Annotated in this window: 28 protein-coding genes; 15 read left to right on the forward strand and 13 right to left on the reverse strand. The window is 62.0% G+C overall.

What is annotated here, in order from left to right:
• The first annotated feature begins 1 nt into the window (after nt 1).
• Nucleotides 2-766 (forward strand): CHAD domain-containing protein, encoded by a 765-nt coding sequence (locus tag AC07VG_RS23945; protein WP_495021986.1) that lies wholly within the window; start codon nt 2-4, stop codon nt 764-766.
• Between the two features lie 102 nt (nt 767-868).
• Nucleotides 869-1,666 carry an acyl-CoA thioesterase gene (locus AC07VG_RS23950; protein ID WP_495021987.1) on the forward strand — a complete coding sequence of 266 codons (798 nt, stop codon included), beginning with the start codon at nt 869-871 and terminating at the stop codon, nt 1,664-1,666.
• A gap of 343 nt (nt 1,667-2,009) precedes the next feature.
• On the opposite strand, the gene AC07VG_RS23955 is transcribed toward AC07VG_RS23950, so the two are convergent.
• The 3 genes from AC07VG_RS23955 to AC07VG_RS23965 form a co-directional block, all read right to left on the reverse strand.
• The gene (locus AC07VG_RS23955) at nt 2,010-2,249 is read right to left on the reverse strand and encodes a terminase (protein WP_495002927.1); all 240 of its coding nucleotides are present in this window, start codon (nt 2,247-2,249) and stop codon (nt 2,010-2,012) included.
• Between the two features lie 83 nt (nt 2,250-2,332).
• A complete protein-coding gene (locus tag AC07VG_RS23960; protein WP_495021988.1) occupies nt 2,333-3,811 on the reverse strand; it encodes a methyl-accepting chemotaxis protein in 1,479 nt (492 codons plus the stop codon).
• A gap of 96 nt (nt 3,812-3,907) precedes the next feature.
• Entirely contained in the window at nt 3,908-4,714 is an 807-nt protein-coding gene (locus tag AC07VG_RS23965; RefSeq protein WP_495021989.1) for a TatD family hydrolase, read from the reverse strand.
• Between the two features lie 235 nt (nt 4,715-4,949).
• Between AC07VG_RS23965 and AC07VG_RS23970 the strand changes: the two genes are divergently transcribed.
• From AC07VG_RS23970 to greB, 5 genes are all read left to right on the forward strand, one after another.
• Nucleotides 4,950-6,374: an MltF family protein gene (locus AC07VG_RS23970; RefSeq protein WP_495021990.1), complete on the forward strand. Its 1,425-nt coding sequence runs from the start codon at nt 4,950-4,952 to the stop codon at nt 6,372-6,374.
• A gap of 430 nt (nt 6,375-6,804) precedes the next feature.
• On the forward strand, nt 6,805-7,113 hold the full coding sequence (locus tag AC07VG_RS23975) for a class I SAM-dependent methyltransferase (protein ID WP_100940829.1): 309 nt from the start codon (nt 6,805-6,807) through the stop codon (nt 7,111-7,113).
• A 270-nt stretch (nt 7,114-7,383) separates the two neighbouring features.
• Nucleotides 7,384-7,680, forward strand: a complete 297-nt coding sequence (locus AC07VG_RS23980; RefSeq protein ID WP_495002931.1) for a helix-turn-helix domain-containing protein — start codon at nt 7,384-7,386, stop codon at nt 7,678-7,680.
• The gene (locus AC07VG_RS23985; RefSeq protein WP_495002932.1) at nt 7,677-8,183 is read left to right on the forward strand and encodes a HipA N-terminal domain-containing protein; all 507 of its coding nucleotides are present in this window, start codon (nt 7,677-7,679) and stop codon (nt 8,181-8,183) included. The genes AC07VG_RS23980 and AC07VG_RS23985 overlap by 4 nt, the downstream gene beginning before the upstream one ends.
• A gap of 117 nt (nt 8,184-8,300) precedes the next feature.
• The gene (gene greB, locus AC07VG_RS23990; protein ID WP_495021991.1) at nt 8,301-8,774 is read left to right on the forward strand and encodes a transcription elongation factor GreB; all 474 of its coding nucleotides are present in this window, start codon (nt 8,301-8,303) and stop codon (nt 8,772-8,774) included.
• Nucleotides 8,775-8,825: 51 nt separating this feature from the next.
• Here greB and AC07VG_RS23995 read toward each other — a convergent pair whose 3' ends face one another.
• Together AC07VG_RS23995 and AC07VG_RS24000 are read right to left on the reverse strand one after the other, a co-directional pair.
• Nucleotides 8,826-11,330, reverse strand: coding sequence for an ABC transporter permease (locus AC07VG_RS23995; RefSeq protein ID WP_495021992.1), 2,505 nt, complete (start codon nt 11,328-11,330; stop codon nt 8,826-8,828).
• The gene (locus AC07VG_RS24000; protein ID WP_495002935.1) at nt 11,330-12,013 is read right to left on the reverse strand and encodes an ABC transporter ATP-binding protein; all 684 of its coding nucleotides are present in this window, start codon (nt 12,011-12,013) and stop codon (nt 11,330-11,332) included. The genes AC07VG_RS23995 and AC07VG_RS24000 overlap by 1 nt, the downstream gene beginning before the upstream one ends.
• Before the next feature lie 10 nt (nt 12,014-12,023).
• Between AC07VG_RS24000 and AC07VG_RS24005 the strand changes: the two genes are divergently transcribed.
• The 3 genes from AC07VG_RS24005 (at nt 12,024) to AC07VG_RS24015 (ending at nt 14,163) form a co-directional block, all read left to right on the forward strand.
• Nucleotides 12,024-12,629: an arylesterase gene (locus AC07VG_RS24005; protein ID WP_495002936.1), complete on the forward strand. Its 606-nt coding sequence runs from the start codon at nt 12,024-12,026 to the stop codon at nt 12,627-12,629.
• Between the two features lie 55 nt (nt 12,630-12,684).
• A complete protein-coding gene (locus AC07VG_RS24010) occupies nt 12,685-12,978 on the forward strand; it encodes a hypothetical protein (protein ID WP_191485136.1) in 294 nt (97 codons plus the stop codon).
• A gap of 219 nt (nt 12,979-13,197) precedes the next feature.
• Nucleotides 13,198-14,163, forward strand: a complete 966-nt coding sequence (locus tag AC07VG_RS24015) for a L,D-transpeptidase family protein (protein ID WP_495002937.1) — start codon at nt 13,198-13,200, stop codon at nt 14,161-14,163.
• Nucleotides 14,164-14,290: 127 nt separating this feature from the next.
• On the opposite strand, the gene AC07VG_RS24020 is transcribed toward AC07VG_RS24015, so the two are convergent.
• A complete protein-coding gene (locus AC07VG_RS24020; protein ID WP_495002938.1) occupies nt 14,291-14,542 on the reverse strand; it encodes an Lpp/OprI family alanine-zipper lipoprotein in 252 nt (83 codons plus the stop codon).
• 684 nt (nt 14,543-15,226) lie between these two features.
• Between AC07VG_RS24020 and AC07VG_RS24025 the strand changes: the two genes are divergently transcribed.
• On the forward strand, nt 15,227-15,508 hold the full coding sequence (locus AC07VG_RS24025) for a GNAT family N-acetyltransferase (RefSeq protein ID WP_040065473.1): 282 nt from the start codon (nt 15,227-15,229) through the stop codon (nt 15,506-15,508).
• Nucleotides 15,509-15,569: 61 nt separating this feature from the next.
• Here the strand turns inward: AC07VG_RS24025 and AC07VG_RS24030 are convergent, their stop codons facing one another.
• On the reverse strand, nt 15,570-16,646 hold the full coding sequence (locus AC07VG_RS24030; protein WP_495002939.1) for a 3-deoxy-7-phosphoheptulonate synthase: 1,077 nt from the start codon (nt 16,644-16,646) through the stop codon (nt 15,570-15,572).
• Between the two features lie 129 nt (nt 16,647-16,775).
• Nucleotides 16,776-17,222 carry a PilZ domain-containing protein gene (locus AC07VG_RS24035; RefSeq protein ID WP_495002940.1) on the reverse strand — a complete coding sequence of 149 codons (447 nt, stop codon included), beginning with the start codon at nt 17,220-17,222 and terminating at the stop codon, nt 16,776-16,778.
• Here AC07VG_RS24035 and AC07VG_RS24040 point away from each other — a divergent pair.
• From AC07VG_RS24040 to cysB, 4 genes are all read left to right on the forward strand, one after another.
• Nucleotides 17,221-17,607 carry a thioredoxin family protein gene (locus AC07VG_RS24040; protein WP_495002941.1) on the forward strand — a complete coding sequence of 129 codons (387 nt, stop codon included), beginning with the start codon at nt 17,221-17,223 and terminating at the stop codon, nt 17,605-17,607. The genes AC07VG_RS24035 and AC07VG_RS24040 overlap by 2 nt on opposite strands.
• On the forward strand, nt 17,604-18,569 hold the full coding sequence (locus tag AC07VG_RS24045) for a putative 2-dehydropantoate 2-reductase (RefSeq protein ID WP_495021993.1): 966 nt from the start codon (nt 17,604-17,606) through the stop codon (nt 18,567-18,569). Before AC07VG_RS24040 ends, AC07VG_RS24045 begins: the two co-directional genes overlap by 4 nt.
• A gap of 234 nt (nt 18,570-18,803) precedes the next feature.
• On the forward strand, nt 18,804-19,304 hold the full coding sequence (locus tag AC07VG_RS24050) for a universal stress protein (RefSeq protein WP_495002943.1): 501 nt from the start codon (nt 18,804-18,806) through the stop codon (nt 19,302-19,304).
• A gap of 112 nt (nt 19,305-19,416) precedes the next feature.
• Nucleotides 19,417-20,391, forward strand: a complete 975-nt coding sequence (gene cysB / locus AC07VG_RS24055) for an HTH-type transcriptional regulator CysB (RefSeq protein WP_040065465.1) — start codon at nt 19,417-19,419, stop codon at nt 20,389-20,391.
• A 186-nt stretch (nt 20,392-20,577) separates the two neighbouring features.
• On the opposite strand, the gene AC07VG_RS24060 is transcribed toward cysB, so the two are convergent.
• The 5 genes from AC07VG_RS24060 to rloA all read right to left on the reverse strand — a co-directional run bounded on the left by AC07VG_RS24060 (nt 20,578) and on the right by rloA (nt 26,115).
• Complete coding sequence (locus AC07VG_RS24060) at nt 20,578-21,312, reverse strand: phosphoadenylyl-sulfate reductase (protein WP_495002944.1); 735 nt, start codon at nt 21,310-21,312, stop codon at nt 20,578-20,580.
• Nucleotides 21,313-21,516: 204 nt separating this feature from the next.
• Nucleotides 21,517-22,860, reverse strand: a complete 1,344-nt coding sequence (gene pabB, locus AC07VG_RS24065) for an aminodeoxychorismate synthase component I (protein ID WP_495002975.1) — start codon at nt 22,858-22,860, stop codon at nt 21,517-21,519.
• A gap of 191 nt (nt 22,861-23,051) precedes the next feature.
• Nucleotides 23,052-24,038, reverse strand: a complete 987-nt coding sequence (locus AC07VG_RS24070) for an alpha-L-glutamate ligase-like protein (RefSeq protein ID WP_495002945.1) — start codon at nt 24,036-24,038, stop codon at nt 23,052-23,054.
• Entirely contained in the window at nt 24,038-25,570 is a 1,533-nt protein-coding gene (gene rloB / locus AC07VG_RS24075; RefSeq protein WP_495002946.1) for an osmotic stress tolerance membrane protein RloB, read from the reverse strand. The genes AC07VG_RS24070 and rloB overlap by 1 nt, the downstream gene beginning before the upstream one ends.
• 5 nt (nt 25,571-25,575) lie before the next feature.
• Nucleotides 25,576-26,115, reverse strand: a complete 540-nt coding sequence (gene rloA, locus AC07VG_RS24080; RefSeq protein ID WP_495002947.1) for a retropepsin-like aspartic peptidase RloA — start codon at nt 26,113-26,115, stop codon at nt 25,576-25,578.
• Nucleotides 26,116-26,149 lie beyond the last annotated feature (34 nt).

Below are 26,149 nucleotides of genomic sequence, written 5' to 3' on the forward strand. Positions count from 1 at the left end.
AATGTCTGCCCTGGTGGATGGATTGGTGGTTGAGGTCGTGAGCCTGGAAGTGCGGTTGCTGGCCTGTCATGCGCGTGTCGATGCGCTGACCGACGAGGAGGGCCTGCATGACTTGCGCACCACGGTACGGCGCCTGCGCAGTCTGTTGCGGCCGTTGCGTGGCTTGCCAGGGGTTGAACAGGTCGAGCAGGCGGCGCAGCAGGTCGGCAGCCTGACCACGCCGATTCGCGACCGCGAAGTACTGGCCGTCTACCTGCATCAGCAGGGGCATCATGTGGCAGCGGCGCGGCGCACGGAACAGTTGTCCGATGATTACTGGGCCGTGGCGCGCAGTGCCGAGTTGAAGCAGTTGTTCAGTGTGCTCGATGCCTTTCCGCGTTTTCTCCGGGCTTCGCAGCACCAGGGTTTGTTGAGGGGGCTGCGCAAGCGCATCGAAAAGCGCCTGGCCAAGCAGTGGGAGGCGCTGGATGAGGCCTTGCATGATCCGCTACATGACCGTCATCGCTTGCGCTTGTTGATCAAGCGCGTGCGTTACGCCGCCGAAGCCTATCCGCAACTGAACCGGTTACCGGCCCCGGCCTTGAAATCCCTGAAGGCGGCCCAGGAAGCACTGGGTGACTGGCATGATTGCTGGCAATGGCTGCTGCGGGCGGAACAGGAACCGGACCTGCAATCCTGTGTCACCGGTTGGCGCCGGACCATGGTCCTGGCCGAGAGCAAGGCCGATCGGGTGCTGGACCGATTGAGCGAGATCTGTTTCAGCTGAGGGATGACGGCCTGTTTGGCGGCTGCTTTGGCCGGTATGAGTGCTGTGTGGCCTGGATCAGCTGGGTACTATTCGGTAGGACTTTTTCCAGCCGAGGTGTGCATGGGCTTTTCAGATTTGCTCGATAGGGTTCGTCGCCAGCCCAGGGGGCTTTGCATTTCCGCCGAGTGGGCGCAGGGGCGGGCGACTTTTGGCGGCCTGGTGGTGGCGCTGCAATACGAAGCGATGCGGGCGCGGGTAGCCGCCGAGCGGCCGGTGCGTTCGTTGGCGATCACTTTTGTCGGGCCGGCCGAGCCCGGGGTGCCGATCGATTTTGAAGTCGAAGTGCTGCGCGAGGGCAAGGCGGTCAGCCAGGTGCTGGGCCGGGCCGTGCAGAATGGCCAGGTGGTGACGCTGGTGCAGGGCAGTTTCGGCGCTTCCCGGGAGTCGCTGGTGGACGTGCCGGCCGAGCCGGCACCCTCGCTCAAGCACTGGGACGAATGCCCGGAGGCGCCGTATATTCCAGGGGTGATGCCGGAGTTCATGCGTCATCTGTCGATGCGCTGGGGGATTGGCGGCCTGCCTTTCACCGGCAATAAATCCCGTGAGATGGGCGGTTGGGTACGTTTCCGTGGGGATGTCCGGCAAGAGCCGCTGAGCGAGGCGCACCTGCTGGCGCTGGTGGACGCTTGGCCGCCGGCCGTGTTGCCACACCTGAGCAAACTGGCGGCCGGCAGTACCCTGACCTGGACCGTGGAGTTCGTCCAGCCGTTGCTTGAACTCGATACCCTGGACTGGTGTAAATACCGCGCGGTGATCGAGCATGCCCGCGACGGCTACGGCCATGTGGCCGCGGCGTTGTGGAGCGCGGATGGACGGCTGATTGCCTTGAGCCGGCAGACCGTTACCGTGTTCGGCTGAGGCCGGCGGTGACGGTTGCATCGCTATCGCCGGCAAGCCGGCTCCCACAGGTACGGGGTCCGGCGATGTTTTTGGGTTGGAACACGGATTTTTAGGTGCTGGCACACCTGTACGGGGCACGGCGATGTTTCTGGGTTGGAACGCGGACTTGTAGGTGCTGGCACACCGTACGGGGCACGGCGATGTTTTTGGGTTGGAGCACGGATTTGTAGGTGCTGGCACACCTGTACGGGGCACGGCGATGTTTCTGGGTTGGAACGCGGATTTGTAGGAGCTGGCTTGCCGGCGATGAGGCCGGCAAGGCTTGCCTTGATCACAAGGTCCTACAACGAACCACGGCAGTTCAGGCCTCCAGCGCCAAACTCTGGCCTTTGCTGCGCAGGCTGAACGCGGCCACCAGGCCGAGTACGCCGACGGCGAAGCTGGTCGGGTTCTGGGCGAATACGCCGGAACTCACCAGCAGGAAGGACAGGGCGAACAGGATCAGCGCCAGCAGTTGCATGCCTTCGCCGGTGCTATCGTTCGAAGCTTGGGGAGCAACCCGCCATTGCCAGGCGGGGAAGTTGGGGTGACGTTGGCCCATGATCGTGTCCTCTGTTCGTGTAGTGGGTGAACAGAGAGTAAGCCCGACCCACTGGCGAGGCGAATCAACTCTTCCTATCGATCCTATAGTTTGAGCTGGCCAATCGCCTTATTCAGTTCTCCCGCCAGCTTGGCCAGGTCATGGCTGGTGGTGGCCGAGTCCACGGTCTGTTGCACGGTGTTCTCGGTCACGTCGCGGATACTCACCACCGCCCGGTTCATTTCCTCCGCCACCTGGCTCTGCTGTTCGGCGGCCACCGCGATCTGGGTGTTGCTTTCACGCATCTGGGCCACCGCACTGGTGATCTGCGCCAAGGCTGCCCCGGCTTCCTGGGCCTGCTGCACGCAGTCGTCGGCCTTGAACGAGCTTTCCTGCATAAAGTCCACGGCGTCGCGGGTCCCGGCCTGCAAGGCGGAGATCATGCCGGTGATTTCGTCGGTGGAGGTCTGCACCCGCTTGGCCAGGTTACGCACTTCATCGGCAACCACCGCGAAACCGCGGCCCATTTCCCCAGCCCGGGCCGCTTCGATGGCGGCGTTCAGCGCCAGCAGGTTGGTCTGTTCGGCGATGCTGTGGATCACGCTGACCACGCCATTGATCTTCTGGCTGTCCTCGGCCAGTTGCTGGATCATCGTCGCGGTCTGCTGCACGCCGCTGGACAACCCGGTGATCGACTGCTGGACCCGGCTGACCACCGCCTGCCCGCTGCCGGCCAGGTCGTCGGCGGTTTTCGACAGGTCACGGGTGGCGCCGGCGTGCTGGGCAATGTGATAGACCGTGGCCGACATCTCGTTGATGGCCGTGGCGGCCTGGTCGGTTTCGCTCTGCTGGCCGAGCATGCCGTGGCGTACGTCGTTCATGCTCGAGGCCAGGCGCGCGGCACCGACATCCAGTTGCGCCGCGGTACGGGCCACCGTGCCGACCACCCGCTGATAGCCGGCCTGCATCGCGTTGAAGGCGCTGGCCATTTGTCCGACTTCATCCTTGCCAGCCAGCGGCACACGGGCCGAGAGGTCGCCGGTCTTCTCCACGTGGAGCATCACGTCCTTGAGGGTATTGAGCTGGCTGAGCAGGAAGCGGATCAGCAACTGCGAGGCGCCGAGCATCGCCAGCATCAGGATGAACACGGCCACCGCATAGTTGGCGAACCGCTCGCTGAACACCTGGGCCAGGCTGGGCGCGTAGGCGAGCACGGCGACTTGTTGCTCGCCATGGCTGAGCACTTGCGCGCCGAGCAGCGGGTTGTCGCCGAACAGCGGCATATAGTCGTAGTCGACCCAGCCCTTGGCGTCCTTCAGGCGTGGCAGCATCTGGCCCTTGAGGCTCGGCGTTTCGCCAGCCTTGAACGGCAGCAGGTTATCGGCCTCGGGCCAGGCCTTGCCTTCGGGCCAGGCGCCGAGCAGGCGGGCCTGGGACTGGACCGTGGCGCGGGAAGCGTCGGTGCGGGCCTGTTGCTCAAGCTGCACGGCATACAACACCAGGAGCAGGGTGGTGACGAAAGCGACCGCGTTCACGGCCCAGAACTTGTATTTCAGCGAGATATTGCTAAGCCAGGCACGCATGGGGGTCTTCCCTGATAGAGCGGAAACAGTTTTGGCAAGGTGCCATTATTGTGCCGCTACCGGGCAAGAGGCTTGTTGATGTAGGTCAATAGCGCTTTAGTCGAGGCTTGGCAAGTTGAAAAAGGCGCGGGCGCAGGCGGTCGTATGGGCGGCCAGGTCTTCCTGGCTTTCGCCGCGGTGCAGGGCCACTTCACGCAGCACTTCGCCCAGGTACGCCGGTTCGTTGCGCCCGTTCTTCGGCTTGGGTCGCAGGCTGCGCGGCAGCAGGTAGGGCGCGTCGCTTTCAAGCATCAGCCGACCACGGGGAATCTCCCGCACCAGGGGGTGCAGGTGGCTGCCCCGTCGCTCATCGCAGATCCAGCCGGTGATACCGATATGCAGGTCCAGGTCGAGGTAACTGAACAGCGCCTTTTGCTCGCCGGTGAAACAGTGCACCACGGCAGCGGGCAGGCGGTCGCGGTAGTCACGCAGGATCTCCAGCAAGCGCACGTTGGCATCGCGCTCGTGAAGGAACACCGGGCGCTGCAACTCCACGGCCAGGGCCAGGTGTTCCTCGAGGACTTTTTCCTGCTGCGGGCGCGGGGAGAAGTCCCGGTTGAAATCCAGCCCGCACTCGCCGACCGCACAGACGTTCGGTTCCATCAATAGGGCTTTCAGACGAACGGCGCTATCGGCTGTCCAGTCACTGGCGCAATGGGGGTGGATCCCGGCGCTGGCGAACAGCCGCTGGCCGCTAGGATCCCTCTCCCGACATAGCTCCAGCGCCTGTTCGCTGCCCGCCAGGCTGGTGCCTGTGACAATCAGTTGGCAGACTCCGGCGGCATAGGCACGCTCGAGTATTTCCTGCTGTTTGCCGGCAAAACTGGGGTTGGTCAGGTTGACGCCGATATCGATGAGTTGCATGGTGCTACCTCAGGCCACAGGCCGAAAAGCATACCAGAGCTGTAGATTTATAATAAAAATCAAGAACTACAACGAGTTATGACTGTCTCTTAAAGCCGCAAGAACGCATCGGTTGGCATGCCGCCGATGTCGCACCGCCTCTTGCGCACTTTTCGCGTTCAAAAGACGCTCGATTTCAGTTACCCGACTTCAGGCCACCCCGCCTGTGCCGGGCAGTATGCTTTCCGGAGAACGGATGAAGAAGCGACCCTCGCTGTTGCTCCTGCTGTGCCTGTCCTTGCTGCTGCCGTTGCCGGCGGTTGCGCGCTTGGCCGGGCCGTTGGAAATCGTCCAGCCGGGCAAGGTGCGCGACCTCGCGGAGATTCGCGGCAGCCGGGTCCTGCGGGTGCTGGTCAACCAGAGCCGCAACAGCAGCGGTGAGGTCCAGGGCGAGACCATCGGTATCGAATACCATCGCTTGCGGGCCTTTGAGCAGTTCCTCAACAGCCAGGCCCGCGACAATCAGGAGATCACCCTCAAGATCATTCCCAAGGCCAAGGACCAACTGCTCGGCGCCTTGCAGCGCGGGGAGGGCGATCTGGTGGCCCCGGGGGAATTGCTTGAGGCCCAGCCGGGTCATGCGGTGATCGCCAGCGATCCGCTCGGCAGTACGGTGCCGCTGTTGTTGGTGGGGCTCAAGGGCGAGAAGCGTTTTACCCGCTTTGAACAACTTTCCGGCCGGACCCTGGCCCTGACCCCCGGCAGCGCGGCGGGCGAGGCGGTCAACCAGATCAACCAGAAACTGGCGTTGCGCAAGTTGCCGCCGGTCAAGGTCGAATGGGTCGATCCGAGTCTGGCGGCGGAGGATGTGCTGGAGATGGTCCAGGGCGGGATCTTTCACCTGACCATCGTCGAACAGCCGATTGCCGAACGCTGGGCCCGGATCATGCCCAGGCTGCGTTTCGACAAGCAGGTGCTGGTCAGCGAGCCGGGGCAGATGCACTGGTTCGTACGCGACAATGCGTCGATGCTGCGGGCGAGCATCGACCGCTTCCTCAAGACCTACAAGACCCCTTCGGACCAGGATGCGGCGTTTCTGCGCATCTATCGACGCCTGTATCAGGTGCATTATCCGTTGAGTCGCAGCGATCGGGCGAAGCTGGAAAAGCTGCGTCCGGTGTTGCAACGTCATGCCCAGGCCCAGGGCATCGACTGGCTGAACCTGGCGGCGCTGGCCTTCAAGGAGTCGGCCCTGGATCCCGCGGCCCGCGGCGCCAGCGGTGCAATGGGGTTGCTGCAGATCACCCCCTCGGCGGCGCAACGGGTCGGCGTGAGCAATATCCAGAATGTCGATAACAATGTGCAGGCCGGGGCCAAGTACCTGGCGATGATCCGGCGCAAGTTCTTTGCCAGCCCCAAGCTCAATGAGCGCGAGCGCATGGCCTTTGTCCTGGCGGCTTACAACATGGGCCCGGAACGGGTCCAGGGCATGCGCGCCGAGGCCCGCCGTCGTGGCCTGAACCCCAACCAGTGGTTCTTCCAGGTCGAGCGCATCGCCATGGAGCAGGTGGGGATGAATGCGGTGAACTATGTGAACAGCGTGAACAAGTACTACCTGGCCTTTGACCGGGAGCGCGACTCCCTGGAGCCGAATGCACGGAAGATCGCCTCACGTAAATAATCGAATAAATAGATTTGTTTGTTGAGTTTTTTGCGATTTTACATTTTAAAAACTGATTAATATGAGGCCTATCACCCGCTCATAGAATCCAGACGACAGCGCCAATCTTTGTAGCCGCTGGCTTGCCGGCGATAGCGTCCGATCCGGCGATGCAAGGCTTACTGGCCTCATCGCCAGCAAGCCGGCTCCCAGACGAATACGACAAGCCCGCATTTTTGCGGGCTTTTTCGTTGTCGGGGATTCTTGACAGCTTGCTACCGGCTTCTCTAGGATTGCTATATGCGCCGATTTAAACAGCTACTTGCGGGGCGCCAGGCCGGTCGAAAGACCGCCGACAGAAGCTTGCGACAGGCTTCGAAATACCGCTAAAGCGCTGGTTCGGTGTTGCCTCACACCTGCCCGGCAGATCGTTGAGGCGGAGACACGCACTTTGAACAACCCACGCCCCGTTGTACGCCTTACGCCGATCACGGCGAGCCTGCCTTTTCGCAACCCTAAAATCCTTCTCGGCGGTACACACCAGCCCACGCTGCTGCGTTATCTCGACGGCTGGCCGCGGCGCAAGGGCCGTGCTTCGGCCTTCTTGATCCAGTTCGTCGAGGACGGTGACGCCCTGACTCGCTTTGCCGATGACAGCTTCGACCTGGCGGTGATCCAGGCACCGGATGCCGAGCACGCCGAAGCGGTGATCCGCCAACTGACCCGCGTGGCGCGGCAGGGTTTGATCACACGGCGCTAAGAGGTTGTCTCAGGGGATTCGAGCAGGGTTTAAAAACGAGAAATCTACTGGTGTTGGTTTGCCGGTTTCGTGGCTACTACCTGCTATGAAATTTTTCACTGCTGGTCATATCTGACCTATTTCTATTGATTTTCCGATTTTATTGGTCATTTTTGACCAATAGTAATCTGTTTTATCTCTTTGCTTTTCTATTGGTCAAAATTGACCTTTTATGGCTTGATTTATGTCATAGTGGGTCAGTTTTGACCAATAGCCTGTGAGAGTTAAGCGATGTCACTCATGCATTTTCTGTACTCCCCAGCGGAGATCGCCCGTGAACTGGGGAAAAATGCCGAATCATTGCGCCTGTCCAAGAACCTTTCCCGCAAGACCTTGGCCGAGCAATCCGGAGTCTCTGAGTCCTCCATCAAACGGTTCGAGTACACCGGCTCCATCACCCTCGAGTCCATGATCCTTCTGGCCACGGCGCTCGACGAACTGACCCCGATGATGAGTCTGTTCAAGCCTTCGAACCCGAGCTCAATCGACGAGCTGAAAAACCTCAAGCGAAAACGGGGTAACAAATGAGCTCACTCACCCCCAGGTTCAAGTCCACCGAGTCCCTCACCGTCACCGCTAATGGCATCAGGGTCGGAGAGTTGAGCCGTACCGAGGGGAAAGGCATTTACTTCGCCTATGACAAAGAGTGGTTGGCCAAGGGGTTCAACCTTTCTCCCCTGACCATGAAGTTCGACGACAAGCCACAGCTCGCTCAGGAACGGCGTTTATTCAAGGGGCTGCACGGCCCATTTGCAGACTCCTTGCCGGATGGCTGGGGGCTCCTGCTGATGGATCGATTCTTCGACGCGACGTTTGGAGTGGGAGCCTCGCTGACACTCAGCCCGCTGGATCGGTTGGCCTACATGGGCGATCGTGGCATGGGAGTCTTTGAATACCATCCCAAAACAGAAAAGGTCAGCGTCTTCAGGTCATGGCAAACCGACGAGGAAGGTCATCCGGGATCTGTGCAAAGATTACAAATACCTCAAGCCGGATGGGTACATCGATCAGACGCTTGCGGCACTGGATGACTGGGAGCGGATGCTCGGATTGTTAAACATCCCCAAGGCCGCGGGGGCTGCGATTCATCGTGTTCTAAATGATGCAAGGGCACGTTTCGAGGATGATTCATCAGTGAGAATCCCGTCTTGAGTACCAATATCATCACACAAGCAGGCCATGAAGCTCTGAAGCAAGAGCTTGATTACCTTTGGCGAGAGAAACGCCCCGATACCACGAGAAAGGTTACCTGGGCCGCATCGCTGGGAGATCGTAGCGAAAATGCCGACTACCAGTACAACAAGAAACTGCTTCGGGAAATTGATCGGCGAGTCCGCTACCTTCGCAAGCGTCTTGAGGATGTCCGCGTAGTCGCCTACTCGCCTGAGCAGGAAGGCCGGGTTTTTTTCGGGGCCTGGGTCGAGATCGAAAACGAGGCGGGTGAAATCAAGAAGTTCCGGGTGGTTGGGTACGACGAGATCTATGGTCGCAACGACTACATCTCGATCGACTCGCCGATGGCGCGCGCGCTTTTGAAGAAAGAGGTAGGCGATGAGGTCGTGGTGCAGACCCCAAGTGGTGAAGTGTTGTGGTGGATCAACGAGGTCCTTTACCAAAAATAAGCTCGGCGCGTATGCGCGCCGAGTTCTTGGGAGTGATCCGAGCTGACTCTATCAGCCCTCGCGCAGCACTGTCAGTGGGCTGACATTGAGCGCCCGGCGGGTGCCGAACACACCGGCGCCGCCGACCATCAGCGCGCCGATCAGCGGCAGCAGCAACAGCCATGGATGCAGGTGCCAGGGTAGGTCGAAGGCGAACCGGTACAGTACCCAGCTCACCAGTTCCGTGCCGAGGGCCGCCAGCAGGCCGCTGGCCGCGCCGAGCAGGCCGAACTCGATCCGCCGGGCCTTGACCAGCAGCTTGCGCTCGGCCCCCAGTGCCCGCAGCAGCGCGCCCTGGCGGATGCGTTCGTCAAGCGTTGCCTGCAAGCCGGAGAACAGCACCGCCATGCCCGCCGCCAGGACAAACAGCAGCACGTACTCCACGGCAATGGTCACCTGCGCCAGGATGCTGCGCAGTTGTTCCAGCAGGGCTTCCACTTGCAGAATGGTCACCGCCGGGAAGGCCCGGGACAGTTCGACGATGTCCTTGTCGTGCCCCGGTGCCAGGTAGAAGCTGGTCAGGTAGGTCGCCGGCAGGTCCTGCAGGGTGCCGGGCTGGAAGATCATAAAGAAGTTCGGCTGGAAGTTGTCCCAGTTGATGGTCCGCAGGCTGCTGACCACCGCCTCGCGATTGACCCCGCCGACGCTGAACACCAGGTGATCGCCGAGCTTGAGCTTCAGGCTCAGGGCGACCTTGGCTTCCACCGAGACGCCAGGAGTGTCGCCAGTGGGCTTGTCCGGCCACCAGCTGCCTTGCGTCAGGATATTGCCCGGCGGCAGGTCGGCGGCCCAGGTCAGGCTGAGGTCGCGCTGGGTGGCGCGATCGCCGCCGGAGTCCTTGCTGACGATCTCCTGCACCGCAGTGCCGTTGATGCTGATCAGCCGGCCGGGCACCACTGGATAGATCGGTGCCGAGGTGGCCGCGAGCTGGATCAGATGGTCGCGGAAACCGTCCTTGTCCGCCGGTAGGATGTTCAGGGCGAAATAATTCGGCGCATTTTTCGGCAACTGGTTCTGCCAGGTGTCGAGCAATTCGCCGCGCAACAGGGCGATCAGGGCCATGGACAGCAGGATCAGGCCGAACGCCAGGGATTGTCCGGCCGCCGCCAGCGGATGGCGCAGCAACTGGCCCAGGCCCAGGCGCCAGGGCAGCGAGGCCCTCGCCAGCAGCCGCCGCAGGCTTTGCAGCACGAGCAGCAGCAGGCCACCCAGTACCAGCGCGGCGATCACCCCGCCACCGAGCAGAGCGAAAGTCAGCAGCAGGTCCAGGCTCAGGCGCCACATGATCAGGCCCAGCGCGAACAAGGCCGCTCCGTAGACCAGCCAGGTGCTGGCCGGGATCGGCAGCAGGTCACGGCGTAGTACCCGCAGCGGCGGCACCCGACCGAGGGCGGCCAGGGGCGGCAGGGCAAATCCGGCCAGTGCCACCAACCCGGTGCCGATCCCGGCGAGTGCCGGCATCAGCCCACCCGGCGGGACATCGGCGGGCAGCAGGTCATGCAGCAGGGCGAACAGACCCAATTGGGCCAGCCAGCCGAGCAGGGCGCCGCTGACACTGGCCAGCACGCCGAGCATCGCCAGTTGCAGGCTGAACAACGTCATGGTTTCCCGGCGCGACAGACCCAGGCAGCGCAGTAACGCGCTGGCGTCGAAGCGCCGGGCGGCGAAACGGCTGGCGCTGAGGGCCACGGCGACGCCGGAGAGCAACACCGCCACCAGGCTGGCCATATTCAGGTAACGCTCGGCCTTGCCCAAGGCACCGCCAATCTGCTGGTTGCCGTCGCGGGCATCGAGCAGGCGCTGGTTCGGCGCCAGCCCGGGCTTGATCAACTCGCGATAGGTCGCCAGGGCGTTCGCCGAGCCGCGCCACAGTTCACGATAGTCGACCCGACTGCCAGGCTGGACCACGCCGGTGGCGTCGAGGTCGGCGAGGTTGATCAGCACCCGTGGGGTCAGACTGTAGAAATTGCCGGCGCGATCCGGCTCATAGGTCAGGACCCGGGCCAGGCGCACGCGCTTCATCCCGACATCGATACTGTCGCCGATCTTCAGGTCCAGCGCGGTCAACAGCCGAGCTTCGACCCAGGCCTCGCCCGGTGCCGGTCCGCCGCCGGCGGTTTCGCTGCCGAACGGCGCTGCGGCGCTCTTCAGTTCGCCACGTAGCGGGTAGTGTTCGTCGGTGGCCTTGATGCTTGACAACTGGATGCCGCTGTCGGTGGCGATCACGCTGGAGAACTCGACCGCCCGCGCATGCGCGAGGCCCAGGTCGCTGCCGGTCTGGAGCTGCTCCGGGCGGGCAGCGGAGGTGCCGTCGAGCACCAGGTCTGCGGCGAGGAATTCGGTGGCCCGCAGCAGCATCGCGCCGTTCAGGCGCGCCCCGAAGTAGCCGATGGCGGTACTGGCCGCGACCGCCACCAGCAAGGCGAAGAACAGCACCCGCAGTTCCCCGGCGCGGGCGTCGCGCAGGAGCTGGCGGGTGGCGAGGCTGAACAGGCGCAACAGCGGCAGGCGTGCCATCAAGGCTCCAGGGGGCCGACCAGATGGCCGGCGTCAAGACGGATCAGGCGCCGGCAGCGATGGGCCAGGCGTTCGTCGTGGGTCACCAGCACCAGGGTGGTACCGCGTTCATGGTTCAGTTCGAACAGCAGGTCGCTGATGCGCTCGCCGGTATGGCTGTCGAGGTTGCCGGTGGGTTCGTCGGCGAACAGTACGTCCGGCTCGGCGGCAAAGGCCCGGGCGATGGCCACCCGTTGCTGCTCACCGCCGGACAACTGGCGTGGCGCGTGCGTCAGGCGCTGGCCCAGGCCGACCCGTTCGAGCAGGTCGCGGGCGCGTTCGCGGGCATCGCCGCGGCCGTCCAGTTCCAGGGGCAGCATGACGTTTTCCAGGGCGTTGAGGCTGTCGAGCAATTGGAAACTCTGGAATACGAAGCCAACGTGCTCGGCGCGGATCCGCGCGCGCTGGTCTTCATCCAGTGTGCTCAAGGCTCGTCCGGCCAGGATGACTTCGCCGCCACTGGGCAGGTCGAGGCCGGCGAGCAGGCCGAGCAGGGTGGATTTGCCCGAGCCCGAGGCGCCGACGATGGCCAGGCTGTCGCCCTTGTTCAATGTCAGGCTCAAAGGGTGCAGGATGGTCAGCTCACCTTCCGCGCTGGGAACCACTTTGCTAAGGTTCTGCGCGGTGAGAATACTTTCGCCCATGGAGAATCCGATGCGAGTGTGGTTTTTGAGTGCCGGCCTGGCCTTGATGTGCATGGCCCAGAACGCGGCGGCGGGTACAGTGCTGATCGTGGGCGATAGTATCAGCGCGGGTTTCGGCCTGGATACCCGTGTGGGATGGGTCGCCCTGCTGGAAAAGCGTCTGAAGAGTGAGGGTTTTGCCGATCAGGTGGTCAATGCGTCCATCAGTGGCGACACCAGTGCGGGGGGCCAGGCGCGGCTGCCGGCGCTGCTTGCAGAGCACAAACCGCAGGTGGTGGTGCTCGAGTTGGGCGGCAACGATGGTCTGCGTGGGCAGTTGCCGACGCAATTGAAACAAAATCTTGCATCGATGATCGACAAGTCTCAGGCCGCAGGTGCAAAAGTCCTACTGCTCGGGATGCAGATTCCGCCCAATTATGGTCCGCGCTACACCCAGGCCTTTGCCAAGGTCTATGGCGAGCTGGCCGAGGAAAAAAATATCGCCCTGGTGCCGTTTTTCCTCGAAGGCATCGGCGGTCATCCCGAACTGATGCAGGCCGACGGGATTCATCCGGCGCCCGCTGGTCAGGGGATGTTGCTCGATAACGTCTGGCCGAGGCTCAAACCGCTGCTTTGAGCTTTTCTAGCGGCCGGCTTTCGGCTATGGTGGCGCCCCCGATTTGGAGCCATCGATGCAGCGTCCCGCCTGGTCCTTGTTTGCCTACCAACTGATCGAACCCGACGAGCAGCTCGATCTGTTCGCCTGTCAGGAAGTGCGCGTGCACCTGGTCACCCGGCAGCTGGAGCTCGGCGGCTCGGCCGATCGAACGCTCTGCGGCACGCTGTTGCCGGCCCAGCCACGTTGGTCGGGGGTGGATCGCTCGATTTTTCGCGACCAGCGTCTGTGCCCTCTGTGTCGGGCGATTCTCGAATCGCAGAAGCGCGGTACGCCGCCGATCTGGCCGGAACTGCGCTTCGAGTTGTAGGCGCGAGCTTGCTCGCGATGGTAGTCAGGGCAACGCGGGGGGCAGGCTTTTCGCGTCATCGTTGAGGTCCATCGCGAGCAAGCTCGCTGCTACACCGGCAACCTGTACCGTACCTGTCTCGTTACGATTGTCCCAGTGCGCCATCTCCCTTGCCGGCGCGGTGTCGGTGTACAATTGCTGTCTATTTACTTACGTCGATCTATGCGAAGGATGTCCCGGATGTTGTCGCGCTTTCCTGCCGTTGCCCGTTGCCTGTCTGTGGCCGCCCTCTGTGTAGCGGGTCCCGTTTCGGCGCTGGAACTGCCGTTGCCTCCTCCTGGCGAGGATATTGTCGGCCAGGTCCAGGTGATCAAGGCCAAGTACGAAGATACCTTCGCCGACCTCGGGACCACCTACGACCTGGGTTATTCGGAGATGGTCGCGGCCAACCCGGGCGTCGATGCCTGGTTGCCGGGCGCGGGGACCAATATTGTCCTGCCGACCCGCTTCATCCTGCCGCCGGGTCCGCGCGAAGGCATCGTGATCAACCTGGCCGAGTACCGCCTGTACTACTTCCCCAAGGGGCGCAACGTGGTCTACACCTTCCCGTTGGGGATCGGTCGCGAAGGCTGGGGCTCACCGGTCGCCCACACCACCATTACCGCCAAGATCCCGAATCCGACCTGGACCCCGCCGGCCTCGATCAAGGCCGAGCACGCCGCCGAGGGTGATCCCCTGCCCAACGTGGTCCCGGCTGGCCCCGACAATCCGTTGGGCCCGTTCAAGTTCACCCTGGGGACGCCGGGGTATCTGATCCATGGTTCGAACATGAAGTTCGGTATCGGCACCCGGACCAGCCACGGTTGTTTCCGCATGTACAACAACAACGTGCTGGAGATGGCCGGCATGGTGCCGGTGGGCACTTCGGTGCGGATTATCAACGAGGCCTACAAGTTCGGCGTGAGCGGCGGCAAGGTGTTCCTCGAAGCTCACACACCGCTGGACGACAATGGCAACCCTTCGGTGGTCGACAAGCACACGGCGGTGATCAATGCCCTGCTCAAGCGTGAAGACCTGGCGAAGAATTTGCGGGTCAACTGGGATCAGGTGCGTGACGTGGTAGCCGCCGAAGATGGCCTGCCGACGGAAATCGCCGTGCCGGGAGCGCCGTCGTTGGTGTCTAACGCGCCTGATTTGCAGCAGTAAGGATTTGTACAGCGACCCGCCTGGGCCCAGTGGCCCAGGCGGGTTTTTTATACCTGCCCGCTTTTCCGACAGGCAAAAAAAAGCCGATCCAATAATGGATCGGCTTGATAACAACCCCGAAGGATTATTACTTCTTGCTTGCTTTATTGAGCATGCGCAGAGCGCGCTCGTTAGCTTCATCAGCAGTCTGTTGTGCTTTTTGAGCAGCAGCCAGAGCTTCATCAGCATGGCGGTAGGCTTCGTCAGCACGAGCCTGGGCACGAGCAGAAGCGTCTTCCGTAGCAGTCAGACGAGCTTCGGTTTCTTTGGATGCGCTGCTGCAACCAGTGGCCAGAACGGCGGCCAGGGCCAGAGCAGAGAATTTCAGAACGTTGTTCATCGTGTTCCCCTTCAAGGACTTTCTATTAATAACCATCTCCCCAGAGTGGGGATATAGTCGGCATACATACTACCCATTACTTGTAGTAAGTAAACTGACGTAACGCAAGAAGCAAAAAAATTTTTTGGAAGAGAATGTTTTCAGCTAAGTTTTCATGATTCTGTATGAAAAATGTGCAGCAAGCGGGCGCGATTCGGGCGCTTTGGCTAAGTCAGATCTGCACTAGTGTGCCAGTCACAGGGACTGTCCACTGCTCATACATGCGTCGTGTTAGTCGCGGCGAATGACTCTTTGCTTCTACCGTCACCTGGGCGGGGGGGCATCTTTGCCAATTGAAAAGTGACTTTAAGCGGCACAGTTCGTCTTACAACATAACATTCCGGCAGTCTGCAGCCGCTGTTCAGGTTTTCCAGCGAAAGGGCCAGTTCGACGGGGCTACCATGAGCCGGTCGAAGTACATGACGAGCGTATCTTGAGCGGGGGAGACAGGACGCCTACTATCTGTCAGGTGCCCACTTGTTCGGGAGCTGTCGGCTCTTCTCGTTGTCCAGCCAGGCACGGGGCGGCGTAGGATCTTTGTGGCGATTTGGCTGATGAAACGATTTTTCGTCGTGAGCCAGGTGGTTCCTTCGCCGGAAAAACATGTAAGGTAGGGTCAGAATCCAAGACCCGCGAGGAGTAGTGATGAGCGAGGCGTTGTCCATCCACCATGACCAGGCAGGTCATCAATTCGAGACCAATGTGGACGGTCATCGTGCCTACCTGACCTATATGGACCTGGGTAAGCAGACCCTGGATATCTACCGCACCTTCGTGCCCAACGCCTTGCGTGGCCGGGGCATTGCGGCGGCATTGACCGAGCAGGCGCTGGCCTATGCCGACCAGATGGGTTACACGGTGATTCCTTCCTGCTCCTATGTCGAACGTTACATGGAACGTCATCAGCGGCACGCCGCGAAGATCTGAGTCCAGGACGCACACGAAAACGCCGGGCAATGCCCGGCGTTTTCGTGTCTGCCTGTTGCGATCAGCCGCGCTGACGCTTGGGCAGCACGTCCTTGAGCTTGGCATGCATGCTGCGCAGGGTTTTTTCGGTGGCGCTCCAGTCGATGCAGGCGTCGGTGATCGACACGCCGTATTGCAGGTCGGCGAGGTCTTTCGGAATCGCCTGGCAGCCCCAGTTCAGGTGGCTTTCGACCATCAGGCCGATGATCGACTGGTTGCCTTCGAGGATCTGGTTGGCGACGTTCTCCATCACCAGCGGTTGCAGGGCCGGGTCCTTGTTGGAGTTGGCGTGGCTGCAATCGACCATGATGTTGGCCTTGATCTTGGCCTTGGCCAGCGCCTGTTCACAGACCGCGACACTGACCGAGTCGTAGTTCGGCTTGCCGTTGCCGCCACGCAGGACCACGTGACCGTAGGCATTACCCTTGGTGGTGACGATGGACACGCCGCCTTCCTGGTTGATGCCAAGGAAGCGATGCGGGCTGGACACCGACTGCAAGGCGTTGATCGCCACGGTCAGGCCGCCGTCGGTACCGTTCTTGAAGCCCACGGCCGAGGACAGGCCCGAGGCCATTTCGCGGTGGGTCTGGGATTCGGTGGTACGCGCGCCGATGGCCGACCAGCTGATCAGGTCCTGCAGGTACTGCGGCGAGATCGGGTCGAGGGCTTCGGTGGCAGTGGGCAGGCCCATTTCCGCCAAATCCAGCAGCAACTGGCGACCGATGTGCAGGCCGTCCTGGATCTTGAAGGAGTCATCCAGGTAAGGGTCGTTGATCAGGCCTTTCCAGCCCACGGTGGTGCGCGGCTTCTCGAAATACACGCGCATCACCAGGTACAGGCTGTCGGACACTTCGGCGGCGAGGACCTTGAGGCGCTCGGCGTATTCGTGGGCCGCCTTGATGTCGTGGATCGAGCAAGGCCCGATCACGACAAACAGGCGATGGTCGGTGCCATCGAGAATATTGCGGATCACCTCGCGGCCCTTGGTCACGGTGCGCAGGGCGGACTCGCTCAGGGGGATTTCACGCTTGAGCTGATCAGGGGTGATCAGCGTCTCGTTGGAGGCGACGTTAAGGTCGTTGATCGGTAAATCAGCCATCGTGTTACTCGTCAGGTCACGGATGCCGGCCGCCAGCGATCCCCGCGCGGCGGAGCGCAGCAGATTTAAGCGCGTCGGGGAGCCGAACCTTAGCGCGTTAGGCGGGGCGCGGGCAATGGCCTGGCCGGTTTAATCGAGCAAAGCCCGCACATAAGGTTGCTCCAGGCTGGCGCGGGAGAAGTCGCTGGCGTGTTCGCGAACCCATTGCTGGGCGATGACTTCGACGTTTTGCCGATCTTCGCTTTGTTGCTCGCGCGTTCGCTGGTAGCGTTCGATCTGGCAGACCTGCTCACCCATGCGCGCGCCGAACAGGGTTTGCTCGTCGACAAAGGCAATGCCCACCCGGTAGCCGTGCTTGCGTTTCAGGCACCAGGCCACGTAGCCGGGATAACAGGCGGCTGCGCCGAGGCTGGGAATGCACATCTGCAGCGCCGAGCCTTTGCGCCAGCCGCGGGCCGAGAGGCAGGACACACCGCCCAGGCTGATGCGCTCGAGTTGGTGGCGGGAAATGCAGGAATGTTCAAGCAGGGTCAATGTGACGGGAACGTCATCGGGATGAGGAAGAAAGCGCACCATGAACAACGACTCCCTGCGTCGATCAGTGGAAAAACTTTCCAACAGTATAGTGAAGAGCCTGGAGTTGACGGATTTTGATATCGACCGGAATCTATTGGACTTGCCAGGTGTTTCATTATTGATATTCACCAGTGTCGGTTGCGCTTCCTGTCGGTTTGCTCGGGAGGTCTTGCCGACCCTGGCCCTGCCGGTCGAGCGCCTGTGCTGGATCGATGCCGGCGATAATGGCGGGGCGGTGCAGCGTTACGGGGTGTTTCATCTGCCGGCGCTGTTTGTGGTCAAGGACGGTGATTTTCATGGCGCTGTGCGCTCACGCCTGGCTGTGAACGAGCTTGCCGAAGCGCTTCGGCAAGCCTTGAGTCTTGTACCAGAGGAGTTGCCATGACAGGTTCAGCGAGCAAGCCGCGTATCGGCATTATCGGTACCGGTGCGATCGGCGGGTATTACGGCATCATGCTGGCGCGGGCCGGTTTTGATGTGCACTTCTTGTTGCGCAGCGAGTTTTCGACAGTGCTCGAGAACGGCTTGCATATCGACAGTGCGGTGCACGGTCCTCTGCATCTGAATGCCGTGCAGGCCTATGCCCAGGCCAGCGATATGCCACTCTGCGACTGGCTGCTGGTGGGGACCAAGACCACCAGCAATGCCAGTCTCGCCCCGCTGATCGCCCAGGCCGCCGCGCCTGGGGCCAAGGTGCTGGTGCTGCAGAACGGCCTCGATGTGGAGGATGAGTTGCGTGCGCTGCTGCCCGAGTCACTGCATCTGTTGGGCGGGCTGTGCTTTATCTGCGTGCACCGTACCGGCCCCGGGGCTATCGTGCATCAGGCCCTCGGGGCGGTGAACATCGGTTATCACAGTGGTCCGTTGCTGCAGGATGCAACGGCTCGACAGGCCCTGGTCGAAGAGGGGGCTGGCTTGTTCCATGAGGCGGGCATCGAGTCCCAGGCCATGGCCAACCTGCAGCAGGCGCGCTGGCAGAAGCTGGTGTGGAACGTGCCTTACAATGGCCTGTCGGTGTTGCTGCGGGCCAGCACCACGCCGCTGATGACCGATGACAGCAGCCGCGAACTGGTCCAGGCGCTGATGGCCGAAGTGGTGCAGGGCGCCCAGGCCTGCGGTCACGAGCTGCCGGCCGGTTATGCCGCGCACCTGTTCAAGGTGACGGAAAAGATGCCGGACTACTGGCCGAGCATGTACCACGACTTTGTCCACAAGCGCGCGCTGGAGCTGGATGCCGTCTATGCGCGCCCGCTGGCCGCGGCGAGTGCCGTCGGTTGTGAGTTGCCGAAGATCCGGGCCTTGTACCAGGCCCTGGCGTTTATCAACGCGAACAATCGCCAGGGATGAATGCGGTCCTGTAGGCGCCAGCTTGCTGGCGATTGCGATCTGACTGTCGACATTTTCGTCGCTTGGTAAACCGCTGTCGCCAGCAAGCTGGCTCCTACAGGTGTCGTGGTGTTTTCTGGATCGAGTTTCTTCAGGGATGAGCAACGGGGCCGGCCCGACCAGCCGTGCACCGCGCTCTTCGGGGCGCTGCTAAGCTCAACTGAGCTCGGCCATTCTGGCAGTCGAGGAGGCCCCATGATTCGTTCGATGTTGTATGCCACCGACCTCGGTCTGTATGCGCCTTATGTCATGCAGCATGCCCTGGAACTGGCGCGGACGTTCAAGGCCGATTTGTATGTGGTGCATGCGGTCGAGCCGATGGGTTTGTTCGCCGAATCGGTGTTGCAGAGCTACCTGGACGAACAGGCATTGAACGAATTTCACAGCCAGGGTCTTAACACCGTGATGGCGACCATTGAGCAGCGGGTGCTCGACAGCTTTCGCGAGGAGTGCGCGGACGGGCTGCAGGACCTGAGCATGATCCAATCGATCAAGGTGCTCCAGGGCGACCCGTCGCAGGTCATTCTGGAACAGGCCCGGGCCCTTTCGGTGGACCTGTTGATCGTCGGCAGCCACAGCCATGGCAGCGCTGGCGAGGCGCATTTGGGGCGCACCGCCGCGCGGGTCCTGCAGTTGGCCCAGGTGCCGGTCTACCTGGTGCCACTGTTACAGCGCCGTCGCTATGGCGATATCTGAGTCGGAAAGTCGGCGATTTGATAAAAAAGTTCTAGATTTATTCTTCAAACCATTCATATAGTTATATATCGCCGCTGTTACCTGTGGCGTCTACCTGCTTTGAGGGATACATATGAAGCTTCAACAACTGCGCTACATCTGGGAAGTGGCGCACCACGACCTCAACGTTTCCGCCACCGCCCAAAGCCTTTACACCTCTCAGCCGGGTATCAGCAAACAGATCCGCCTGCTCGAAGACGAGCTGGGGGTCGAAGTCTTCGCCCGCAGCGGCAAACACCTGACCCGCGTCACGCCAGCCGGTGAACGTATCATCACCACGGCCGGCGAGATCCTGCGCAAGGTCGAGAGCATCAAGCAGATCGCCCAGGAATTCTCCAACGAGAAGAAAGGCACCTTGTCGATCGCCACCACCCACACCCAGGCGCGTTATGCCTTGCCGCCGGTGATCAGCAGCTTTATCAAGCAATACCCGGATGTGGCCCTGCACATGCACCAGGGCTCGCCGATGCAGATCGCCGAGATGGCCGCCGACGGCACCGTGGATTTCGCCATTGCCACCGAGGCCCTGGAGCTGTTCGGCGACTTGGTGATGATGCCGTGCTATCGCTGGAACCGTTGCGTGGTCGTGCCCCAGGGTCACCCGCTGACCAAGCTGCCGAAGCTGACCCTGGAAACCCTGGCCGAATACCCGATCGTCACCTACGTGTTCGGATTCACCGGCCGTTCCAAGTTGGACGAGGCCTTCAGCCATCGCGGCCTGACCCCCAAGGTGGTGTTCACCGCGGCGGACGCCGACGTAATCAAGACCTATGTACGCCTGGGCCTGGGTGTCGGTATCGTCGCCAAAATGGCGGTGGACCCGGTGCTCGACAAGGACCTGGTGGTGCTTGATGCGAGTGAGCTGTTCGAGTCCAGCGTGACCAAGATCGGCTTCCGTCGTGGCACCTTCCTGCGCGGTTTCATGTGCGATTTCATCGAGAAGTTCGCCCCGCACCTGACCCGTGAAGTCATGGCCAAGGCCATCCAGTGCCACAACAAGCAAGAACTGGAAGAGCTGTTCGACGGTGTCGAGCTGCCGGTGCACTGAGTCGCCCGAACATGAAAAAGCCCCGATTGGTTCGGGGCTTTTTTGTCTGCGCTGGAACGCGATCTTGAAGGCCACGCGGTCCCTGTAGGAGCCAGCTTGCTGGCGATGAGGCCGGTGAGTCTTGCATTGATCTCGCGGACGCCATCGCCAGCAAGCTGGCTCCTACACGGAGAGCGTGCCAGGTCTTCAGATCTTGGCGATCAGGTTGCCGGCGTGCAGACCGCATTCCTTCTGCGTGGCTTCTTCCCACCACCAGCGGCCTTCGCGCTCGTGCTGGTTCGGCAGCACCGGACGGGTGCAGGGCTCGCAGCCGATGCTGATAAAACCGCGCTCATGCAGGCTGTTGTACGGCAGTTCGAGCATGCGGATATAACCCCAGATCTCTTCGCTGCTCATCTGCGCCAGCGGGTTGAACTTGTACAGGGTGTGTTCCGGGGTGGAGAAGGCGCTGTCGATTTCCAGTACCGCCACCTGGCTGCGGGTGCCCGGGCTCTGGTCGCGACGCTGGCCGGTAGCCCAGGCGCTGACGCCGGACAACTTGCGCCGCAGCGGGGCGATCTTGCGGATGCCGCAGCATTCGCCGTGGTTGTCCTTGTAGAAGCTGAACAGGCCTTTGGCTTTGACGAACGGCTCAAGCTCATTGTGATCCGGGGAGATCAGCTCGATGTCGATCTTGTAGTGCTCGCGCACCTGATCGATAAAACGATAGGTTTCCGGGTGCAGGCGACCGGTGTCGAGGCTGAAGACCTTGACGTTCTTGTTCAGTTTCCAGGCCATGTCCACCAGCACCACGTCTTCCGCGCCGCTGAAAGATATCCACAGGTCATCGCCAAACTGGGCGAAGGCCAGCTTGAGAATGTCCTGGGCGGACTTGTTGGCGTAGGTCGCGGCGAGTTCAGCGACGTCGAATGGTTGGCTCATCAGGCGGTTCCTAAGTCAGCGGCGCTTTGCGCTCGAATAGGCTAATAGTAACAAAATCCTTCGGCGACGGCCCCATGCTCGAACGCGGTCATTGTGGGAGCCGGCTTGTCGGCGATGGCGTCCGCATGAACGATGCCAGGCTTGAGGGCCTTATCGCCAGCAAGCTGGCTCCTACAGGTTTTGTGGTGTTCCGGAAGCAGGGTTTCAAAGGTCTTGCAGGGTATCGAGCAAGACCTTCACCTTGGTGATGGACTCCTGGTATTCGGCCTGCCAGTCGGAATCGGCGACGATGCCGCCGCCGCCCCAGCAACTGACCTGGCCATCCTTGACCAGCAGGCTGCGGATGGCAATGGAGCTGTCCATCTCGCCGCGTACATCCAGGTACAGCAGCGAACCGCAATACAACGCCCGTCGGGTCGGTTCCAGCTCGTCGATGATCTGCATGGCGCGGATCTTCGGTGCGCCGGTGATCGAGCCCCCGGGGAAACTGCCGGCAATCAGGTCGAGGGCGTCACGGTCGTCGGCCAGGGTCCCGGTCACGCTGCTCACCAGATGGTGCACATTGGGGTAACTCTCCAGGCTGAACAGTTCCGGCACCCGCACCGAACCGATGCGGCAGGTGCGCCCCAGGTCGTTGCGCAGCAGGTCGACGATCATCAGGTTCTCCGCGCGGTCCTTGCCGCTGGCCAGCAGTTCGGCGGCGTTGGCGGCGTCCTCGACAGCGTCGCGGCCACGCGGGCGGGTGCCCTTGATCGGCCGTGTCTCGACCTGGCCCTGGCTGACCTTGACGAAACGCTCCGGTGACAGGCTCAGCACCGCGCCCTGGTCGGGCAGGCTCTGGAAACCGGAGAAGGGTGTCGGGCAGGCGGCGCGCAAGGCGCAATAGGCAACCCACGGATCGCCCTGGCAGGCGGCCCGGAAGCGCTGGGCGAAGTTGACCTGGTAGCAGTCGCCGGCCTGGATATAGTGCTGGATGCGTTCGAACGCCTGGCGGTAGGCCTCGGTCGTGAGGTCCGCGGTCATCGGCGCCATGAGCTGGAAGTCGCTGCTGCCCTGGCCGGCTGGTTGGCTGAACAGTTGGATCAGCCGTTCGCGTTCAACGGCTTCGACGCCGGGATGGAACACCAGTTGGCTGCTGCCTCGCTGGTGATCGCTGATCAGCGCCCAGGCGTACAGGCCGAAACGCGCGTCGGGCAGTTGCAGGTCGTCCCGGGCCTGATGAGGCAGGTTTTCCAGATGGCGGCCGAAGTCGTAGCTCAGGTAGCCGATCAGGCCGCCGGCAAAAGGCAGTTCAAGACCCGCGGGGAGTTGCGCTTCACCCAGGCGCGCCAGGTTGTCCCGCAGGCGTTGCAGGAACGCCGCGCCGCGTTCGTCCGGCAACACCGCCAGTTGCTCCAGCGGCCAGGCGCTGAGCAGGTCGTAGCGCCCGCGCTCGGCCTCGGGGCGGCCGCTGTCGAGCAGCACGGCCCCGGGCGCATGGCGAATCGCCGCGAAGTAATGAGCGGGATTGGCGTGGTAGGGCAGCGGATGTACGGAGCAGGTCAACATGGGGGGCGGGTCAGCCATGGGAGCGCGGTGCGCGATTGTAGTCCCCTGCCGACGCCGCTCCTAGAGGGATATCGCAGGATCGTGTAGGAGCCAGCTTGCTGGCGATGGCGCCCGCAAGATCAGCGCAAGGCTCACCGGTCTCATCGCCAGCAAGCCGGCTTCTACAGGGGCGGTGTTATGAAGAGGGCCGATCAGGCTTCGATCGCAGGCACACGTCCGAACAGTTCCTGGACAAAGCGCACCCGTTGCGCCGGTGTCTCGCTGAGGCCCTCGGCGGCCAGTTCCGCCAGGTGGGCCTCCACGGCATGGGTGCGGTGGGTCAGGCCGCAGTCGTTGGCGATCTGGATATTCAGGCCGGGGCGGGCGTTGAGCTCGAGGATCAGCGGGCCCTTGTCCTGGTCCAGCACCATGTCCACGCCGATGTAGCCCAGGCCGCAGAGCTCATGGCAACCGGCTGCCAGTTGCATGAAAGCGTCCCAGTTTGGCAATTGCACACCGTCCACCGGGTGGGTGGTGTCCGGGTGTTTGCGGATGATGTTGTTCAGCCAGGTGCCGCGCAGGGTGATCCCGGTCGCCAGGTCCACGCCCACGCCAATGGCGCCCTGGTGCAGGTTGGCCTTGCCATGGGACTGACGGGTCGGCAGGCGCAGCATGGCCATCACCGGGTAGCCCATCAGCACAATGACGCGGATGTCCGGCACGCCTTCGTAGCTGATGCTTCTGAAGATCGGGTCGGGGGTGACCCGGTACTCGATCAGCGCGCGGTCGCGGTGCCCGCCCAGGGAATACAGGCCGGTGAGAATGCTGGAGATCTGGTGCTCGATTTCCCCGTGGCTGATGAGGCGCCCGGAGATCGAGCGATAATGGCCCTCGAAACGGTCGGCGATCACCAGGATGCCGTCGCCGCCCGCGCCCTGGGCCGGCTTGATGACGAAATCCCGACGTCCGGCGATGATCGCCTCAAGCCGGTCGATTTCCTTTTCCGTGGAAATCACCCCATACATTTCCGGCACATGGATGCCGGCGGCGATGGCCCGTTCCTTGGTGATGATCTTGTCGTCGACGATGGGGTAGAGGCTGCGCTTGTTGTACTTGAGTACATAGTCCGCGTTGCGCCGGTTGATTCCCATGATGCCTCGGGCTTCCAGGGCCTTCCAGGTTTTCCACAGGCCGAACATCAGGCTTGTTCCTTCAGGAATGCCTTGAAACGCACCAGTTCGGTCAGGCGGTAACCGCGATAGCGGCCCATCGCCAGCATGAAGCCCACCAGGATCAGCAGGATCGCCGGAAAGGTGAAGACGAAGTAGATCAGCTCCGGCACGGTCATGATCAAGTGGGCCAGGGCCGCCGCGAACAGCGTGCCGATGGCGACTTTCAGCGCATGATTGGCGCCGCGCTCTTCCCAGGTAATGGACAGGCGCTCGATGGTCATGGTCAGGATCACCATCGGGAACAGCGCCACCGACAAGCCGCGCTCCAGGCCCAGCTTGTGGCTGAACAGGCTGATGGCGGCGATCAGCACCACGACGAAGGTCAGCACCACCGACAGCCGCGGCAACATCTGCAACTTCAGGTGTTCCAGGTAGGAGCGCAGCGACAGCCCGAGGGCGGTAATGATGGTGAACAGCACGATGCCGAAGCCCAGCTGGGTTTCGCGGAAGGCCAGGGCAATCAGCACCGGGGTGAAGGTGCCGAGGGTCTGCAGGCCGATCAGGTTGCGCAGGATCAGGATTACCAGCACGCCGATGGGGATCATCACCATGATCATGAAGGTCTGCTGGGTTTGCAGCGGCAGGCCGTAGAGCGAATATTCGAGGAAGTTGGCGTCGGAGTTCTCGTCGGTCAGCTTGGCCAGGCGGATCGCGTTCATCTCACTGTTGTTCAGGCTGAAGGTGACGCCGGCCTTCTTGCCGCCATCGACGGTGATCAGGTTGTCGGCGCCGGTCCACCACAGCAGGCGGTCGGAGGGTAGGCCCTGTTCGCCGGTGTCCGGGTTGAAGTACAGCCAGTTGTTGCCGTTGAAGCTGCGCAGCCAGAGTTCCGGGGTTTGCGGTTGATCGGCCACCAGGCGCAGGGTGTGGGCCCTTTCCATCGGCACATGGGCGATGGACAGCAGCAACTCGATGATCTGCGCCTTGTGCGGGGTCGACGGGTCGCCGGCGAGCAGCAGCTTGACGTTGTCATCGGCCAGGTTGTTGACCCGCTTGATGGTCTCGCCGATGAAAGTCTCGACGTCCGCCGAGTGCTGGCGGATCGGTGCGAGCAAAGCGTCGGCGGCGATTTTTTCCGGTCCTTCGATCGCCATGCTGTCGCGGAAAGTCGGGCCTTTGACCTTGGGTTTTTCGCCGGTGTAGCGCTTGGTCAGCACCAGGCGGTAATACAGCGTCTGCTTGCCACTGACCTTGCGTGCCGACCAGATGACCTTGCGGTTGCCGTCGGCGCGGTTGACGCTCACCCCATAGTTGTTGGAAATGAAGCTCTCGTTGAGGCTGACGTAGTCGCGGCTCAGGGGCGGCACGAACATCTGGATCTTCACCGGTTCCTTGCTGTTGGCGACGAACTCGACCTTGGCGTCGATATTCCACAAGTCGTCCGTAGCATCCTCGGTGACGGGAATCCCCAGCACGAAAATCTGATAGGCCGTGACCGAAACCCCCAACAGCACCAGTACGGTGATGAGAATTTTCAGGTGGAGGGTAAGAGAACGCATTCGGATTACTCGGCGGTTTGAGCGTCGTGGCTGCAGGCGGGTTTGCCGGCGGCGTATTTGAGGCTGGGGTCGACCAGCGCATCGAAGCGCTTGAGGGCCTCGGAGCCGATCAACAGCGGGTATTGGAAGCTGCTACGGTCGGTCAAGTTCAGTTCGATGCTGCGCAAGGCGCTGCCCATGCAGATTTCCAGGGTGACCACTGGGCGCGCGGTATAGGCGTTGCCCTCGTCCGGGTCATAGTCGCCGGCGCGGCGCTTGATCTTGCTGACGCGGGCCAGGGGCAGTTCGATCGGGTGCGAGTGTGCGGCGTCGATCGCCAGGTAGAAGCGTACCCAGCTCTCGCCGTTGCGTTTGAACCGGTGGATGTCGCGGGCACTGAGGGAGGCGGTCTTGGCTCCGGTGTCGAGCTTGGCCGGCACTTGCAGATCGATCCCGGCCAGGCGCGCGTACTCGTTCAGGCCGTACACCGTCTTCTCGGTCGCCAGGCTCATGCCAGGCAGACAAAGCAGGCAGAGAAGCAGTAGGGGGAAAGGCTTGAGTCTCATAAATCCTGGCGCGTATCGGGCAATCTTGATTCAA

Source organism: Pseudomonas sp. GW821-FHT03C07 (assembly GCF_059420925.1).